General features: G+C 70.9%; 14 protein-coding genes. 11 read left to right on the top strand and 3 right to left on the bottom strand.

Going from position 1 to position 15,971, the window contains the following annotated elements:
* The first annotated feature begins 154 nt into the window (after positions 1–154).
* From FB464_RS01060 to FB464_RS01045, 4 genes are read left to right on the top strand one after another with little or no spacing between them, the layout of a single operon-like run.
* Positions 155–985 carry a spermidine synthase gene (locus FB464_RS01060; protein WP_116415500.1) on the top strand — a complete coding sequence of 277 codons (831 nt, stop codon included), beginning with the start codon at positions 155–157 and terminating at the stop codon, positions 983–985.
* Between the two features lie 35 nt (positions 986–1,020).
* The gene (locus tag FB464_RS01055) at positions 1,021–2,502 is read left to right on the top strand and encodes a PQQ-dependent sugar dehydrogenase (RefSeq protein WP_116415501.1); all 1,482 of its coding nucleotides are present in this window, start codon (positions 1,021–1,023) and stop codon (positions 2,500–2,502) included.
* Between the two features lie 39 nt (positions 2,503–2,541).
* The gene (locus tag FB464_RS01050) at positions 2,542–3,054 is read left to right on the top strand and encodes a tetratricopeptide repeat protein (protein ID WP_170151947.1); all 513 of its coding nucleotides are present in this window, start codon (positions 2,542–2,544) and stop codon (positions 3,052–3,054) included.
* 36 nt (positions 3,055–3,090) lie between these two features.
* Positions 3,091–3,609 (top strand): SprT-like domain-containing protein, encoded by a 519-nt coding sequence (locus tag FB464_RS01045; protein WP_116415502.1) that lies wholly within the window; start codon positions 3,091–3,093, stop codon positions 3,607–3,609.
* 6 nt (positions 3,610–3,615) lie between these two features.
* On the opposite strand, the gene FB464_RS01040 is transcribed toward FB464_RS01045, so the two are convergent.
* Together FB464_RS01040 and FB464_RS01035 are read right to left on the bottom strand one after the other, a co-directional pair.
* Positions 3,616–3,918 (bottom strand): DUF427 domain-containing protein, encoded by a 303-nt coding sequence (locus FB464_RS01040; protein ID WP_116416669.1) that lies wholly within the window; start codon positions 3,916–3,918, stop codon positions 3,616–3,618.
* Between the two features lie 42 nt (positions 3,919–3,960).
* Positions 3,961–4,524 carry a hypothetical protein gene (locus tag FB464_RS01035; RefSeq protein ID WP_116415503.1) on the bottom strand — a complete coding sequence of 188 codons (564 nt, stop codon included), beginning with the start codon at positions 4,522–4,524 and terminating at the stop codon, positions 3,961–3,963.
* A 62-nt stretch (positions 4,525–4,586) separates the two neighbouring features.
* Here FB464_RS01035 and FB464_RS01030 point away from each other — a divergent pair, with 62 nt between their 5' ends.
* From FB464_RS01030 to FB464_RS01015, 4 genes are all read left to right on the top strand, one after another.
* On the top strand, positions 4,587–5,198 hold the full coding sequence (locus FB464_RS01030; protein WP_116415504.1) for a hypothetical protein: 612 nt from the start codon (positions 4,587–4,589) through the stop codon (positions 5,196–5,198).
* Positions 5,198–5,857: a DUF1684 domain-containing protein gene (locus tag FB464_RS01025; protein ID WP_116415505.1), complete on the top strand. Its 660-nt coding sequence runs from the start codon at positions 5,198–5,200 to the stop codon at positions 5,855–5,857. The genes FB464_RS01030 and FB464_RS01025 overlap by 1 nt, the downstream gene beginning before the upstream one ends.
* A gap of 338 nt (positions 5,858–6,195) precedes the next feature.
* Positions 6,196–7,842, top strand: a complete 1,647-nt coding sequence (locus tag FB464_RS01020) for a DEAD/DEAH box helicase (protein ID WP_116415506.1) — start codon at positions 6,196–6,198, stop codon at positions 7,840–7,842.
* 183 nt (positions 7,843–8,025) lie between these two features.
* Positions 8,026–8,985, top strand: coding sequence for a nucleoside hydrolase (locus FB464_RS01015; protein ID WP_116415507.1), 960 nt, complete (start codon positions 8,026–8,028; stop codon positions 8,983–8,985).
* Here the strand turns inward: FB464_RS01015 and FB464_RS01010 are convergent.
* Positions 8,982–9,521 (bottom strand): NUDIX hydrolase family protein, encoded by a 540-nt coding sequence (locus tag FB464_RS01010; RefSeq protein WP_116415508.1) that lies wholly within the window; start codon positions 9,519–9,521, stop codon positions 8,982–8,984. The genes FB464_RS01015 and FB464_RS01010 overlap by 4 nt on opposite strands.
* Positions 9,522–9,607: 86 nt before the next feature.
* Between FB464_RS01010 and FB464_RS01005 the strand changes: the two genes are divergently transcribed.
* The 3 genes from FB464_RS01005 to FB464_RS00995 are packed head-to-tail and all read left to right on the top strand — an operon-like array spanning position 9,608 to position 15,957.
* Positions 9,608–14,818, top strand: coding sequence for an ATP-dependent helicase (locus FB464_RS01005; RefSeq protein WP_211327387.1), 5,211 nt, complete (start codon positions 9,608–9,610; stop codon positions 14,816–14,818).
* A gap of 53 nt (positions 14,819–14,871) precedes the next feature.
* Positions 14,872–15,651 carry a DNA-formamidopyrimidine glycosylase family protein gene (locus FB464_RS01000; RefSeq protein WP_116415509.1) on the top strand — a complete coding sequence of 260 codons (780 nt, stop codon included), beginning with the start codon at positions 14,872–14,874 and terminating at the stop codon, positions 15,649–15,651.
* Positions 15,652–15,675: 24 nt separating this feature from the next.
* Positions 15,676–15,957 carry a metal-sensitive transcriptional regulator gene (locus tag FB464_RS00995; protein WP_116415510.1) on the top strand — a complete coding sequence of 94 codons (282 nt, stop codon included), beginning with the start codon at positions 15,676–15,678 and terminating at the stop codon, positions 15,955–15,957.
* Positions 15,958–15,971 lie beyond the last annotated feature (14 nt).

Here is a 15,971-nt window from a genome sequence, read left to right as displayed (position 1 = left end):
TTGTCCACTCGAATCTTGACCATTTTCGCGCTCTGAGGTATAACCGCGACTCCGCGGCTGCTGCGCCGGGGTTTAGGGTCGGAGGGTGAGCGAGAGAAACGGCAGGCGACGCGGGGGCGACGGGGAGCATCCGGCGGTCACGCTCGGGAACGGGATGCGGGCGGTCGTCGAGGCCGACCGGCACCAGCCGGGGGCGTTCACGCTGGTGGTCGACGGCACGCCGCAGTCCCACGTGGCGCTCGACGATCCGACCTACCTGGCCTTCGAGTACGTGCGACGCATCGGGCACGGGATCGACCTCGTGGCGCCGGACGGCGAGGCGATCACGGCGCTGCACCTCGGTGGAGGTGCGTTCACGCTCCCCCGTTACGTCGCGGCGACGCGGCCCGGGTCGCGGCAGCAGGTCGTCGAGCTCGAGAGTGAGCTGGTCGACTTCGTCAGGGAGCAGCTCCCGTTTCCGCAGGGGGCGCAGATCCGTGTGCGGCACGGCGATGCGCGGGAGGTGCTGGCGAAGCTGCCGCACGGACTGAGAGGCACGGTCGACGTTCTGGTGGTCGACGTGTTCTCCGGCGCCCGGACCCCAGCGCACGTGACCAGTGTGGAGTTCTACACCCTGGCATCCGCGTTGATGAAGGAGACGGGCATCCTCGCCGCAAACGTCGCCGACGGGGCGGGGCTCGCTTTCGCCCGCAGCCAGGCCGCGACCCTCAGCGCGGTGTTCGCGCACGTCGCGGTGGTCGTCGACCCGCAGGTGCTGAAGTCCAGGCGGTTCGGCAACGTCGTGATGTTCGCGTCGGATGCTCCGCTGCCGTTCGAGCGGATGCCGCGCCTCGTGGCGAGCGACCCCACCCCGGCGAAGGTCGTCGACGGGCGGGAACTGAAGGCTTTCATCGCGAGCGCACCGGTCGTGACGGATCAGACGGCCATGCCCTCGCCGCCGCCCGCACGCAGCATCTTCCAAGTGAAACCGGGCAGTGTGGGCTAGGACCGCAGTTCCGCTGAGCGACCGGAGGCCGACCGATGACGAGAGTGGCGAGCGGATGGCCGGTGGGCGCTCGGCGGGTGGATGCCCGGGTGAGGCGTCTGGGGTGGGGCGCAGGGTGGCGGGGAGCAGAGCGGCGGGGAGCACGGCGGCGGGGAGCTTTCGGCGGTGCCGCGGGATTCGGGGTGGCCGTCGTGCTGGCGGTCAGCGGATGCACGGGTGCGTCGGAGGCGGGGCCGGGCGCGGGCGGGACCGCGAGTGCGGCGCCCACGACAGTCGGGCCGAGTGCCGCCGCGACGGCGCCTGCCACGGACGGAGCGAGCGCGGGCGCCGCGAATCCGTGGGGCGGCGCGGGAACGGGCGGCGCCGGCGCGTCGGTGACGGGAGCGGTGCACCCCGAGGGCGACCCCGCGACCGTCGCCGATGAGCTCGACGCGCCGTGGTCGATCGTGACCCTGCCGGGCGGGACGGTTCTCGTCGATGAACGGGGCACAGGGGTGGTGAAGGAGATCCGGGCGGATGGGAGCGCCGGAGCGATCGGAACGGTGCCCGGAGTGGCGGCCGCCGGCGAGGGCGGGCTGCTGGGCCTCGCCGCCTACGTCGACACGACCGGCGTTCTCGCAGGCACGAGCGCAGCCGCGGACGGCGGCGCGGGCGGCGCGGGCGCAGCCGCGACATCCGGAGCCAGCGCGACCAGCGCGACGACCGCAGCCGCCGCCACCTACCTCTATGCGTACCTCACCACCGCGAGCGACAACCGCGTGGTGCGGATGCCGCTGGAGGGCGGCCCCGGCGCGTTCAGCCTGGGCGCTGCGAGCGACGTGCTCACGGGGATCCCGAAGGCTTCGAACCACAATGGTGGACGCATCCTCTTCGGGCCCGACGGGATGCTCTACATCACGGCCGGCGACGCGAACCAGTCGGCGAACGCGCAGCGGGTCGAGTCGCTGTCGGGGAAGATCCTCAGGGTGACTCCGACGGGGGCGGTTCCGGGCGACAACCCGTTTGCCGGGTCACCGGTCTACAGCCTCGGGCACCGCAACTCGCAGGGGATGGCGTGGAGCTCGGACGGCACGATGTACGCCGCCGAGTTCGGCCAGAACACGTGGGACGAACTCAACGTCATCACCCCGGGCGCGAACTACGGCTGGCCCGGTGTCGAGGGGTTCGGCGAGGGCGGGCCGGGCGGAACCGTGCACGGTTTCACCAACCCGATCGTCGAGTGGTCGACGGATGAGGCGAGCCCGAGCGGGCTCGCCATGGTCGGCGGCACCCTCTTCATGGCGGGGCTCGGCGGTGAGCGGCTGTGGTCGATCACGCCCGGCGGCGACACTCCGGCGCTCAGCAGCACGCTCGTCGTGAGCTACTACGCGGGGACGCTCGGCCGCATCCGGGATGTCGTGGCCACCGCCGACGGCACCGGGCTCCTTCTCCTCACCAACAACACCGATGGGAGAGGTTCTCCACAGGCCGGGGACGACCGACTGGCCCGTGTTGCTCTCTCGCCGGGCGCATCCTGAGCCGTAAGCTGGAACAGAACCGAACCAGGAGCGTCACCCTTGAGCATCATCACCGGCTACGACCCGAAGACCCTGCGCGAGACCGTGGATGTGGCCGCCGCAGAGCAGCGGCTCACCGAACTCGGCTCGCTCCGGAGCCTGTCGGCACTGAACGAGAAGCTCAACCTGCTGCGCCTGCTCGGTCGGCTCGATGAGGCCTGGGACATCGCCAACGAGGCGCTCCGCCAGGCCCGGTTCTCGGGCGATCGGGAGCAGGGACTGGCCGCCCGCATCCGCCGCGCCCAGGTGCAGCAGTACCAGGGCAAGCTGGTGCCTGCCCTCACCGACCTGACCATCTGCGCCGAGGAGGCGCACGGCCACGAGTGGACCTCGCTCGAGGCGACCGCCCTGCACAACCGCGGGCGGGTGCTCTTCGACCAGCGCGAGTACCGGGAGGCGCTGGCCGACTTCAAGGCGGCTGTCGTGCTCTGGGAGAAGGCCGGGGCATCCATGGACCAGCTCGAGAGTTCGCTCATCGCGATCGGTGTGGCCGAGGCGTTCCTCGGCAAGTAGGGCGCGGCTGTCGGCGGCGTGAATTAGGCTTCTGGCGTGGCAGATCTACACCGCGTGCGAACCTGGGCCGAAGCCCTCATCGCGCTGCACCTCGACACGCTGCACCCAGATACTGATGCGGCGCGCGGAGCGTGGACGTTCGGTTTCGACAATGCGAAGACCCGCGCCGGCCAGTGCAACTACTCCCTGAAGAGGATCACCGTCTCGCGCTACCTCGCGGCACGCTACGAAGACGACGAGATCCACCAGGTGCTGCTGCACGAGATCGCGCACGCCATGGCGGGTTCGCGGAGTGGACACGGGCCGAAATGGCGGGCGATCGCGAAGGAGCTGGGCTACGAGGGCAAGCGCCTGCACCAGGGGGCCATAGCCGACGAACTCGCGCCATGGATCGGCACCTGCCCGAACGGCCACCAGCACTACCGCTACCGGAAGCCCGCGCGGGTGTTGGCCTGCGGTGCGTGCTCGAAGCGTTTCGACCGGGCGTTCGTGATCCAGTGGGTGCACCGCGAGATCCCGGCCGCGTCGAGACGGCTGGCCGGGAGCCCGCGGTAGAGCACGCTACTCGCTGACGTTCACTTCTTTCCAGAACGCGACGTAGTTGCTGAAGTCCTTGCCGACGCGGTCGATGCCCGACGAGTAGGGCGTCGGGTAGCTCCAGGCGCGATCCTTCAGGGTCTCGTCGCCGTCCTTCACGCTGAAGTACTGGCACTCGCCCTTCCACGGGCAGGTGTAGGGCGTGGCGCTCTCGACGAGGTAGTCGCTCTTGACGCTCGACGGCGGGAAGTACCAGTTGCCTTCGATGGCGATGAGGTCTTCTTTCGGAGCCTCGGCGATGACGGTTCCGTTGATGACGGCTTTCATGGGTTCCTCCACATCGATCGCGGACCGGTTCGGCCGCACAGACTATGCAACCACCGTGGGCTCGGAATCGATACCGCTTGCGCCCGGGCCCTCGGCGTCGATCTCGCTCGCGTCGGCGACGACGACGGCATGCCCGGCCGCGACGAGCGACCTCCCGGCGACGGAGGCCGTGAGGAGGTGGCCGACGGCGCGTTCGAGTCCGGTGAATGAGGCGCAGGCCACGGCCGCCTCCGGGGAGGCGAAGTCGATGCCGCGCGCGGCGAGTGCGTCGATCACGGCGCCGGCGGCGAGGGTGTCCTCGACGGTGTCGTCCGCCGCTATGACAGCGACCGAGACACGGTCACCGGCCAGCACCTGCTGTTCGAGCATCCACCCGGCTGCGGCCGAGCGCGTTCGGAGGTCGGCATGGATGACCTGCACCCCGTGGAGCTCCGGCGTGACCCGCTCCGCCAGGGGCTGGCCGGCGGCCGGGACGTCGGGGAGGGCATCCACCCAGATCGCCACATCGGCGAGGCGCGCGACCGTCTCGAGAGCGGATTCACCGCGACCGAATCGCACCTGGTAGTGGGTCTGGGCGGCGTTCGGGGCCGGGTCGCTCGTGTTCACCCGACAATCGTAGTGCTGTCAACAGGGCGCGCCGGGAGCCCTGGTGCGTGAGACTGGGAAGCATGAAGGTGATGCTGAAACTGACTCTGGACTGCTCCGTCGACGCCGCATGGCGGGCCCTGCAGAGCCCTGCCGTGTTCCGGGAGGTCTCGGCGCCACTGATGAAGATCGTCTCGCTGGAGGAGGGCGGCTTCCCGACGACGTGGCCCGAGGGCAAGAACCGCGTCGAGATCGAGGCGCTCGGGCTGGTTCCGATGGGTCGCCAGGTGATCGACATCGACCGCTCGCGCACGCAGCACCCGGGGGTGCGCATCATCCACGACAAAGGGTACGGGGCGTCGGGTTCGCTGAAACTGTTCACGACATGGGACCACCGGATGGCCGTGTCGGCCGACCCATACGAACCGGGCAAGACGCTGTACCGTGACCGGCTCGTGATCGGGGCGGGCGCACTGACACCGGCGCTCTGGGCGGGCATGTGGGCGTTCTGGCAGCTTCGCGGGGTGCGGTTGCAGCAGCTGGCGCCGACCTGGTCGTTCGAGCCGAAGCACGCGGCGGCCGTGGTGGACGAGGTGCCGGCGGATGTCGCGGCGGCGCACGTCGCCGACGCAAATGTCGCTGCGGCCCACGTCGCCGGGGCGGATGACGCGGCGCAGGACGGCGGTGCGCGCTGATGGCCGACGCACGCACAGCGATCGAGACGCTCGACTGGCGCCTCCGCGTGTTCGACATCTATGCCGAGACCCGTCGGCTCGCAGCTGGCCCCGGCACCGGGATCGGCGCGCACGTTCCGTCGCCGGCCGTCGAGGCGCACACCTTCTGGCGAGGCGCACGGGACGAGCTGTTCGGGTCGCACCCGCAGACTCCGCTGCTGCCGGAGGACCGCGACGGGTTCGCCGGCCTGCCCGTCGCCGACTACGACCCCGCCTGGCGGTTCGAGGTCGAACTCGTAGCACCGACCGAGCCGGCACGCTTCGACTTCGAGACCGGGACCGACGGGGTCGTGCCGTTCGAACTGGTCGGCCGCGCCGAGGTGCCCGGGGTCGGGTCGCTCGACGTGTGGCGACTGCAGTCGTACGGCGGTGGGCTGTTCATACCGGTGCGGGATGCGCTGGCCGGGCATCCGGGTGGCACCTACGGAGGCGGGCGCTACCTGCTCGACACGATCAAGGGGGCGTTCCTCGGCGAGGGCGAGGCGCCCGGCTCCCTCGTGCTCGACTTCAACTTCGCCTACAACCCGTCGTGCGCGTACGACCCGGCGTGGGCGTGCCCGCTCGCCCCGGCCGGCAACCGCGTGGCGCCGGAGATCCCGGTGGGCGAGCTGTACCACTGAGGGGTGGCTGTGCGTGCAGCGGGCTCCGTGCGCTAGACTGTAACCACTTGCGAGCGCAATCGCGCGCTCCCTGCGTCGTAGAACGCACCTCTCCGTCACACAAGATCGTCAGAAGACGATCGTCACGGAGATGAATTCTCACGGCGAACGGATGTGCCCACCGGCACCTTCGCCACACTTCCACCGAAGTCCGGCCACAGAACGTGCGCCCAGCCCGAGTGCTGAGGCCCGAACGGCCGGAATGAGATCGCGCAGACGCACCTCGCCACGCAGCTCCGTGCTGTTCGGCACGCGCAGGTCTCCGATGGAACCGATGCCTGGAAGGCACCGAAACCCCCATGACTATTGCTCCTCCCACCACTGCGGCCGCGGCATCCGAAGCCACCGGCCCCTCGTTCGCCTCGCTCGGCGTTCCCGCCCCCATCGTGGCCAAGCTCACGGCTGAGGGCATCACCAGCCCGTTCCCGATCCAGGTCGACACCCTGCCCGACACCCTGAACGGGCGCGACGTGCTCGGCCGCGGCAAGACCGGCTCGGGCAAGACGCTCGCGTTCTCGATTCCGATGGTCGCCCGCCTCGCCGGCGTGCTGGCCGGCGGAAAGCGCCGCCCGGGTCGCCCCGTCGGCCTGATCCTCGCGCCGACGCGTGAGCTCGCCACCCAGATCTCCGCTGTGCTGCAGCCGCTCGCCGACGCCTACGGCCTGAAGTCGACCACCATCTTCGGTGGCGTCTCGCAGGGTCGCCAGGTCGCCGCCCTCAAGGCCGGCGTGGATGTCGTCGTCGCCTGCCCCGGTCGCCTCGAAGACCTGATGAAGCAGGGCTTCGTCTCGCTCGACGCCGTGGAGATCACCGTGCTCGACGAGGCCGACCACATGGCCGACCTCGGCTTCCTGCCCGTCGTGACGCGCATCCTGTCCAAGACTCCCGAGCACGGCCAGCGCCTGCTCTTCTCGGCGACGCTCGACAACGGCGTGGACAAGATCGTGAACCGGTTCCTCCACAACGAGGTTCTGCACTCGGTGGATGAAGCGAACTCCCCCGTCGCGGCCATGACCCACCACGTGTTCGAGGTCAACGATGCCGAGGCGAAGACCGCCCTCGTGCGGAAGCTCGCCTCCGGCACCGGGCGTCGCATCCTCTTCATGCGCACCAAGCACCACGCGAAGAAGCTCGCCCGCCAGCTGATCGACGCGGGCATCCCGGCCGTCGACCTGCACGGCAACCTCTCGCAGGTGGCCCGCGACCGCAACCTCGCCGCGTTCAGCGCCGGTGACGTGAGCGTTCTGGTGGCGACGGATGTCGCGGCCCGCGGTGTGCACGTGGACGACATCGAACTCGTGATCCACGTCGACCCGCCGACCGAGCACAAGGCGTACCTGCACCGTTCGGGCCGCACGGCTCGGGCCGGCAGCGCGGGTGACGTCGTGACGATCATCCTTCCCGCCCAGCGGAAGGACCTCGACCAGCTGATGCGGAAGGCAGCGATCTCGGTTGCCGTCGAGCGCGTCGCGCTCACGTCGCCGTCGGTCGATGCTCTTGTCGGCGAGGTGGCAGCGTACGTGAAGCCGTCGGATGCCCCCGTGACGCTCACCGGTGGCGGCCGTTCCGGCGGCCAGGGCGGCGGCAACGGTGGCGGTCGCGGAGGTAACGGTGGCGGTGGCGGTCGCGGCGGACGCGGCGGCCAGGGCGGCGCTGGCGGCGGTTCGCAGGGCGCGAACGCCCAGCGGAAGCGCGGCCTGCGCGATGGCGCTGCTGCCGGTGCCGGTGCCGGTGCGGGCTCCGACCGTCCCCGCCGCGGTGGTGCCGGTGCGGGTGGCGCCGGCGGTGCCGGCGGCGCCGGTGCCGGCGGCGCTCGTCGCGGCGGCGGCCAGGGCGGCGGCGGTCGCGGCGGCCAGGGCGGATCCACCACAGTGTGGTCGAGCGCCGGCGGATCGCAGACGGCTCCCCGCCCGCAGCGCTCGGCTCCGCGTCGCGCGCAGGGCTAGCAGCTCGCCGCCCGAGCCCCTCGCCGGGCTCTCGTGACCTCGAAGGGACCCAGATCGTTCGAACGCATCAGCGTTAGGACGATGTGGGTCCCTTCGTCGTGCGGGGTGGGGTGCGGGGTGCGTGGAGGGTGCGAGGACGGCGGGCGTGGGGAGGCGCGGGCGGGGTGCGGTATTTTGGGCAGCATGAAGACCACGAATGTGCTGCTCGACGTCGACACGGGGGTGGATGACGCGCTGGCGATCCTGTTCGCTGTCGCCCACCCCGGGATCGCCCTCCTGGGGGTGAGCTGCGTGGCGGGCAACGCCGCTCTGCCGCAGGTCGTGCAGAACACGCTGAAGGTGCTCGACGCGGCGGGGGCCGGCGACATCCCGGTTGCCGCGGGAGCCACCCGCCCGCTGATCGCAGCGGCCCGCGACGCCTCGCACGTGCACGGGTCGGACGGGCTCGGCGGCATCGAACTGCCCGCGACGGGTCGTCGGGCCGTTGCACAGGGCTCGGTCGCGATGCTGCGCGAACAGCTCCTCGCGAGCGACGAACCGGTGACGATCATCGCGCTCGCCCCGCAGACGAACCTCGCGCTGCTGCTCCGCACGCACCCGGAGGTCGCGGCGAAGATCGAGCGGATCCTGTTCATGGGCGGATCCGCGAGCGTCGGCAACGCCACGCCCACCGCAGAGTTCAACGTGTGGCACGACCCCGAGGCGGCCGCGATCGTGCTCGATTCGGGCATCCAGACCTTCATGTACGGTCTTGACGTGTTCAACCGGGTGTCAGTGCCGTTCGAGCAGGCCGAAGCGCTGCAGTCGAGCGGACGCCGGGCCGAACGGCTGGCAGGCGCCCTGCTCTCGCACCGCATCGGCATGGGCCCGGGTCACGAGCCGGTCTACACGGGGCTGATCGGCGACGCGGGCGCGGTCTGCGCGTTGGTCGACCCCGACGCGCTCCGGATAGAACGTCTGCCGGTGTTCGTCGAACTCGCCGGCGCGAGCCGCGGCCAGACCGTCGTCGACCGTCGCCAGTTCCCGGGCGAGGACCGGATGCACGGGCTGCACGCCGAGGTGGGACTCACGGATGTCGCGCTCGAGGTCGATGCGGACCGCTACGCCGACCTGTTCCTCCGAACGGTCGCCCTGCTCGACTAGCCCAGGCGCCCCACGGAGGCGAGGGCCGCGCGCAGCAGTGCGCCGCGACCGCCTTCCATCTCGGCGCGGATCGCGTCGCTCGACGCCTCCTCGGGCGTCATCCAGGTGAGCTCGAGCGCGTCCTGCCGCGGGTCGCACGTGCCCGTCACCGGGATGACGTAGGCGAGCGAGACGGCGTGCTGGCGCTCATCCGTGAAGGCGCTGACACCGGGCAGCGGGAAGTACTCGGCGACCGAGAACGGGATCGGGCTGGTCGGCAGCTGCGGGAACGCCATCGGCCCGAGGTCCTTCTCGAGGTGGCGGAACAGCGCGTCGCGGAGGGTCTCGCCGTACATCACCCGGCCCGAGACGATCGTGCGCGTCATGTTGCCGCTCGCCGACACACGGAGGAGCACCCCCACCTCGGTGACCTGCCCGAGGCCGTCGACCCGCACGGGAACCGCTTCGACGTAGAGCAACGGCAGTCGCCGTCTGATCTCTTCAAGCTCCTGGTCACTCAACCAGCCGGAGTTCGGGTCAGGGGTGCGAACGCTCATGCTTCATTCTCACCCATCGCGCAAGGGTTGCCGGTCACCTGGGGCCGAACAGGCCGAGTGTCAGTGGTATCGGGGAGGATGGAGGGGTGAAGAAGGCACCGAAGCCCGAGCCCACGGCCCTGTCCGTGCTCGAGAAGTTCTCCCCCGCGACCCGAGAGTGGTTTACGGGTGCCTTCGCGGCGCCCACCGAGGCGCAGATCGGCGCCTGGCAGGCGGTCTCCGAGGGGTCGCACGCACTGGTGGTGGCCCCCACGGGGTCGGGCAAGACGCTCGCGGCGTTCCTCTGGGCGATCGATCGGCTGATCAGCGAGCCGGCCAGGGTTCCGGATGCAGCGTCCTCAGCCGATGCGAAAGACTCCCCCGTCGGCACCCGCGTGCTCTACATCTCGCCGCTGAAGGCCCTCGCAGTCGATGTGGAGCGGAACCTCCGGGCCCCGCTCGTCGGCGTCACGCAGACCGCCAAACGCCTGGGCACGACTCCCCCGACCGTGACGGTGGGAGTGCGTTCGGGCGACACGACGGCCAGCGACCGGCGCACGATGATCAAGAACCCGCCCGACATCCTGATCACGACGCCGGAATCACTCTTCCTGATGCTCACCTCGGCGGCGCGCGAGACCCTGACAGATGTGCAGACGGTCATCATCGACGAGGTGCACGCGGTCGCCGCCACGAAGCGCGGTGCACACCTGGCCGTGAGCCTCGAACGGTTGGATGCCCTGCTGGAGCACCCGGCGCAGCGCATTGGTCTCTCGGCCACCGTGCGTCCGCCCGAAGAGGTGGCGAGGTTCCTGTCGGGCGGGGTTCCGGTGACGATCGTGGCGCCCGTCTCGACGAAGAAGTTCGACCTCCGGGTCGTCGTGCCGGTGGAGGACATGAGCGACCTGGGTGCAGCCCCCGCACTCGAGGGATCCGCGGCGGCCGCGACACCGCAGCAGGGCTCGATCTGGCCGCATGTCGAGGAGAGCATCGTCGACCGGGTGCTGCAGCACCGCTCCTCGATCGTGTTCGCGAACTCGAGGCGGCTGGCCGAGCGGCTGACGGCCCGACTGAACGAGATCTATGCCGAGCGGCAGGGGTACGAGGTAGACGACGACCGGTTCGTGCCGCGTGCCGACGGTGCGGGCGGTGCTGGTGCAGGCGCGGGTGCCGGTGCCGGTGCTGGTACGGGTGCGGGCTCAGCCGCGACATCCACCGCCCAGCGGAGCGCCGCGGCACCGGCGCAGGTGATGGCACAGAGCGGCCAGACCCGGGGCGCAGAACCGCTTCTCGCCCGGGCGCACCACGGCTCGGTCAGCAAGGAGCAGCGGGCGATCATCGAAGACGACCTGAAGAGCGGGCGGCTGCGCTGCGTGGTCGCGACGTCGAGCCTCGAACTCGGCATCGACATGGGCGCGGTCGACCTCGTCGTGCAGGTGGAGTCGCCGCCGTCGGTCGCGAGCGGGCTGCAGCGCGTCGGACGCGCCGGACACCAGGTCGGGGAGGTGTCGCGCGGGGTCATCTATCCGAAGCACCGGGCCGACCTCATCCACTCGGCCGTCGCGGCCGACCGCATGACGAAGGGGCTCATCGAGACGCTCGCCGTGCCGAAGAACCCGCTCGACATCCTGGCGCAGCAGACCGTGGCGGCCTGCGCACTCGAGTCGGTCGACGTCGAGGAGTGGTTCGACCGGGTCAAGCGGAGCGCGCCCTTCAACTCCCTGCCGCGGTCGGCGTACGAGGCGACGCTCGACCTGCTGGCGGGGCGCTACCCCTCCGACGAGTTCGCCGAACTCCGCCCGCGCATCGTGTGGGATCGCGACGCAGGCACGATCACGGGGCGGCCCGGAGCCCAGCGGCTGGCCGTGACGAGCGGCGGCACGATCCCCGACCGCGGCCTGTTCGGCGTGTTCATGGTCGGAGAGAAGGCCTCCCGGGTCGGCGAGCTCGACGAGGAGATGGTCTACGAGTCGCGGGTCGGCGACGTGTTCGCACTCGGAGCGACGAGCTGGCGCATCCAGGAGATCACGCACGACCAGGTGCGCGTCACCCCGGCATTCGGCGAGCCCGGGCGGCTGCCGTTCTGGCGCGGAGACGGGCTCGGCCGACCGGCAGAACTCGGCCGCGCGATCGGGGCGTTCACGCGGGCGGTCGGCGGGGCATCAGAAGACCGTGCGCTCGGGATGGCGACCGATGCGGGGCTCGACGAGAACGCGGCCACCAACCTGGTGACGTTCATCGCCGAGCAGCGGGAGGCGACGGGGCACGTGCCGAGCGACCAGACGCTGATCGTCGAACGGTTCCGCGACGAGCTCGGCGACTGGCGGGTCATTCTGCATTCGCCATATGGAATGCAGGTGCATTCGCCGTGGGCTCTGGCGATCGGGGCGCGGATCCGCGAGCGGTTCGGCGTCGACGGCGGTGTCGTGGCGAGCGACGACGGCATTGTGGTGCGGCTGCCCGACACCGAGAGCGAGCCGCCGGGCGCCGACCTGTTCGTGTTCGACGCCGACGAGCTCGAACTGCTCGTGACCACCGAGGTGGGCGGGTCGGCGCTGTTCGCGTCCCGGTTCCGGGAGAGCGCGGCGCGGGCGCTGCTGCTGCCCCGGCAGAACCCGGGCAAACGGTCGCCGCTCTGGCAGCAGCGGCAGCGGTCGGCGGCGCTGCTGGAGGTCGCCCGGCGGTATCCGACGTTCCCGATCATCCTCGAGACCGTGCGCGAGTGCCTGCAGGATGTCTACGACCTGCCCTCGCTGAAGGCCCTGGCCGGCGAGATCGAGAGCCGGCGCATCCGCATCATCGAGACGGAGACGGCCGAACCGTCGCCGTTCGCCCGCTCGCTGCTGTTCGGCTACGTCGCGTCATTCGTGTACGAGGGAGACAGCCCGCTCGCCGAGCGCCGGGCGGCGGCGCTGTCGCTCGACCCGACGCTGCTCGCCGAGCTGCTCGGGCGTGCGGAACTCCGCGAACTGCTCGACCCCGGCGTCATCGAGCAGACCGAACGCGAGCTGCAGCGGGTCGCCGCTGGGCGGCAGGCGACGGGCGTCGAAGGGGTCGCCGACCTGGTGCGGATGCTCGGACCGCTCAGCATCGACGAGCTCGCCGAGCGGCTGACCGACGGGGCCTCCGCCTCTGCGCATGTGGCGGTGCTGCTCGACGCCCGCCGCGTGCTGGCGGTCACGATCGCCGGCGATGCCCGGTTCGCGGCCATCGAAGACGCGAGCCGGCTGCGGGATGCGCTGGGAGTGCCGATCCCGTTCGGGGTGCCCGACGCGTTCATCGAGCCGGTGGAGGATCCGCTGGGCGACCTGGTCGGGCGATACGCACGCACGCACGGGCCGTTCACGGCGCCCGAGGTGGGGGTGCGCCTCGGGCTCGGCTCGGCGGTGGTGCACGAGACGCTGAAGCGGCTCGAGGCGGCGCGGCGGGTCGTGGAGGGCGAGTTCCGGCCGACGGGGGTGCCGGGAGCGCGGGGGGCTGCGGGCGCTGAGAGTGCGGGCGGCACGGACGGCACGGACGACGCAGTCGGGGCAGTCGGCGCGCGCGATGCCGTGGTCATCCCGATCGCACCCGAGTTCTCGCGGTTTGCACACGCGGCGGCGACCAGCGAGTGGTGCGACAACGAGGTGCTGCGGCGCCTTCGCAGCCGCTCGCTCGCGGCGCTCCGGCACGAGGTCGAACCGGTCGACGCTGCGGCGTTCGGACGGTTCCTGCCGGTCTGGCAGCATGTGGGAGGAAACCTCCGCGGGGTCGACGGCGTGCTCACCGTCATCGAACAGCTCGCCGGCGTGCCCGTGCCAGCCTCGGCCTGGGAGACGCTCGTGCTCCCGTCGCGCGTGCGGGACTACAGCCCGGCGATGCTCGACGAGCTGACCGCGGCCGGCGAGATCGTCTGGTCGGGCAGCGGATCCCTGGCCGGCAGCGACGGTTGGGTCTCGCTGCACCTCGCCGACACAGTGCGCGTGACCCTGCCCGAGATGCCGGAACTCGAACCGAGCGACCTGCAGGCCGCCGTGCTGAAGACGCTGGCCGGGGGCGGGGCGTACTTCTTCCGGAACCTGTCCGACGCGGTCGCCGACGAGCTCGGCAGTGCGGCCGAGAAGGCGCGGGTCGAGGCGTCCGAGGCGACCGCGGCAGCGGAACGGGCCCTCGCCGAGTCGGTGCAGCCGAGAAGTCCGCGGCGCACGCCGAAGTCGGGCATCGGGTCGGGCGGGCTCGGCACGGGTGCGGGTGGCACGGATTCGGCGGCCGTGGGCACCAGCCCCGTGCATCCGGTGCCCGTCGCCCTGCCTGCACCCCAGCCCGGCGCGGGCTACTTCACCGACGAACAACTCGTCACCGCGCTCTGGGATCTCGTCTGGGCCGGGCGCCTCACGAACGACACCCTCGCACCGCTCCGCACGCTCACCGGTGGGGGCGCGACGGCGCACACCGTCAAACGATCTGCGCCGAGGGCGCGGATGTATCGCGGCCGGGCCTACTCGCGCCCGACGATGGCCACGCGGGTCGGGCCGCCGACGGCCGGTGGGCGCTGGTCGCTGCTCCCCCGGGCAGAGCGGGATGCGACACTGCGGGCCCATGCCACCGCCGAGTTCCTGCTCGACCGGTACGGTGTGGTCACCCGCGGATCGGTGATGAGCGAACACCAGCCCGGCGGCTTCGCCCTCACCTACCGCGTGCTCAGCCAGTTCGAGGAGACCGGGCGCTGCCGGCGCGGCTACTTCATCGAAGGACTCGGCGCCTCCCAGTTCGCGACCGGCGGCACCGTCGACAGGCTGCGGGCTTTCGCGGCTGACATTCTGCGCGACCAACGGGGCGAGTCGGGCGATCCGGCACAGTCCGGGGCCGCAGGCGCAGGCGGCAGCGGTGCGGGCGGGATGCTCGGGCACGACCCGCGCGCGTCCGCGTCCGATGCCGCACCGACGAAACGGCGCGGCTCGCGTGACGTGGAGCGCACCCGGGCGCTCACCCTCGCGGCGACCGACCCCGCGAACCCCTACGGGGCGGCGCTTCCGTGGCCGCAGGGCGAGGGGCACCGGCCCGGACGGAAGGCGGGTGCACTCGTGGTGCTCGTCGACGGCGAGCTCACACTCTACGTGGAACGCGGAGGCAAGACCGTGCTGGCCTTCGCCGACAACGAGGAGGCACTCATCGAGGCGGCGGACTCCCTCGCCCAGACGGTGGTGTCAGGCCGAGTCGACAAGCTGACTATCGAGAAGATCAACGGCGAATTCTCGGTGGGATCATCCGTGGGCCGGATGCTCGAGAGTTCCGGGTTCAGCAACACGCCCCGAGGGCTGAGGTTGCGGAGTGCTTAGGGGCGGAGTGCTCGGGAGCGGAGCGCTCGAAGGCGACGCGTCGGGGGGCGAGCGTGCCTGAGGGTGACACCGTCTACCGCACGGCGGAACACCTCAACGCGGTACTCGCCGGCACGGTGCTGACCGGCTGCGACATCCGTGTGCCGAAGTTCGCCACCGTCGACCTCACCGGCGAGACCGTCGACGACGTGGTCAGCCGCGGCAAACACCTGCTCATGCGTATCGGGAAGTTCAGCATCCACTCGCACCTGAAGATGGAGGGCACCTGGCACCTCTACCGCGAGGGAACGCGGTGGCGGAAGCCGGCATACAAGGCGCGGGCGATCCTGAGGAACGCGGAATGGACGGCGGTCGGCTTCGAACTCGGACTGGTCGAAGTGCTGCCGCGCGACCGCGAAGACGAGGCCGTCGGATACCTCGGGCCCGACCTCCTCGGGCCCGGCTGGGACGCGGCCGAGGCTGAGCGACGCCTGGCGAGCGACCCTGCCCGCGAGATCGATGTGGCCCTGCTCGACCAGCGGAACCTCGCCGGGCTCGGCAACGTGTACGCGAACGAGCTGTGCTTCCTGCGCGGAGTGCTGCCGACCCGGCCGGTCAGCGAGGTGCCGAAGCTCGACGCCGTCGTCGGACTGGCGTCGCGGCTGATCCTCGCCAACCGTGACCGCGTCGAGCGCACCACCACCGGCGATCTCCGGCCGGGCCGGCAGGTGTGGGTGTACAACCGGGCGGGGCAGCCGTGCCGTCGGTGCGGGACGACGATCCTCACCGGAAAGCTCGGGGCGACCGAGCTCTCGCTGCGCGACACGTACTGGTGCCCGCGCTGCCAGACCTGAGCCGGTCGGCCCTAGTCTTGGCCTGTGATCGAAGACATCAAGAAGCGGGCGCTGCACCGAACCAGGATCCTCGAAGGCCAGCTGCGGGGGCTCGAGAAGGCGATCGAGAACGAGGACTACTGCGTCGACATCATCACGCAGTCCCTGGCGATCCAGAAGTCGCTCGGATCCCTCAACAAGCTCATGGTCGAGAACCATCTGAAGACGCATGTGAGCGAGATGTTCGACGCCGGCGGGGAGCAGCGCGAGAAGGCGATCGAAGAGCTGGTGCGCATCTTCGAACTGAGCCGCAACCGCGGCGAGTAGCACGGCTGGTAGAT

Source organism: Subtercola boreus (genome assembly GCF_006716115.1).
Classification (GTDB): Bacteria; Actinomycetota; Actinomycetes; order Actinomycetales; family Microbacteriaceae; genus Subtercola; species Subtercola boreus.
The sequence above is the reverse complement of the archived record's forward strand: the minus strand, read 5'-3'. Positions and strand labels throughout refer to the sequence as shown.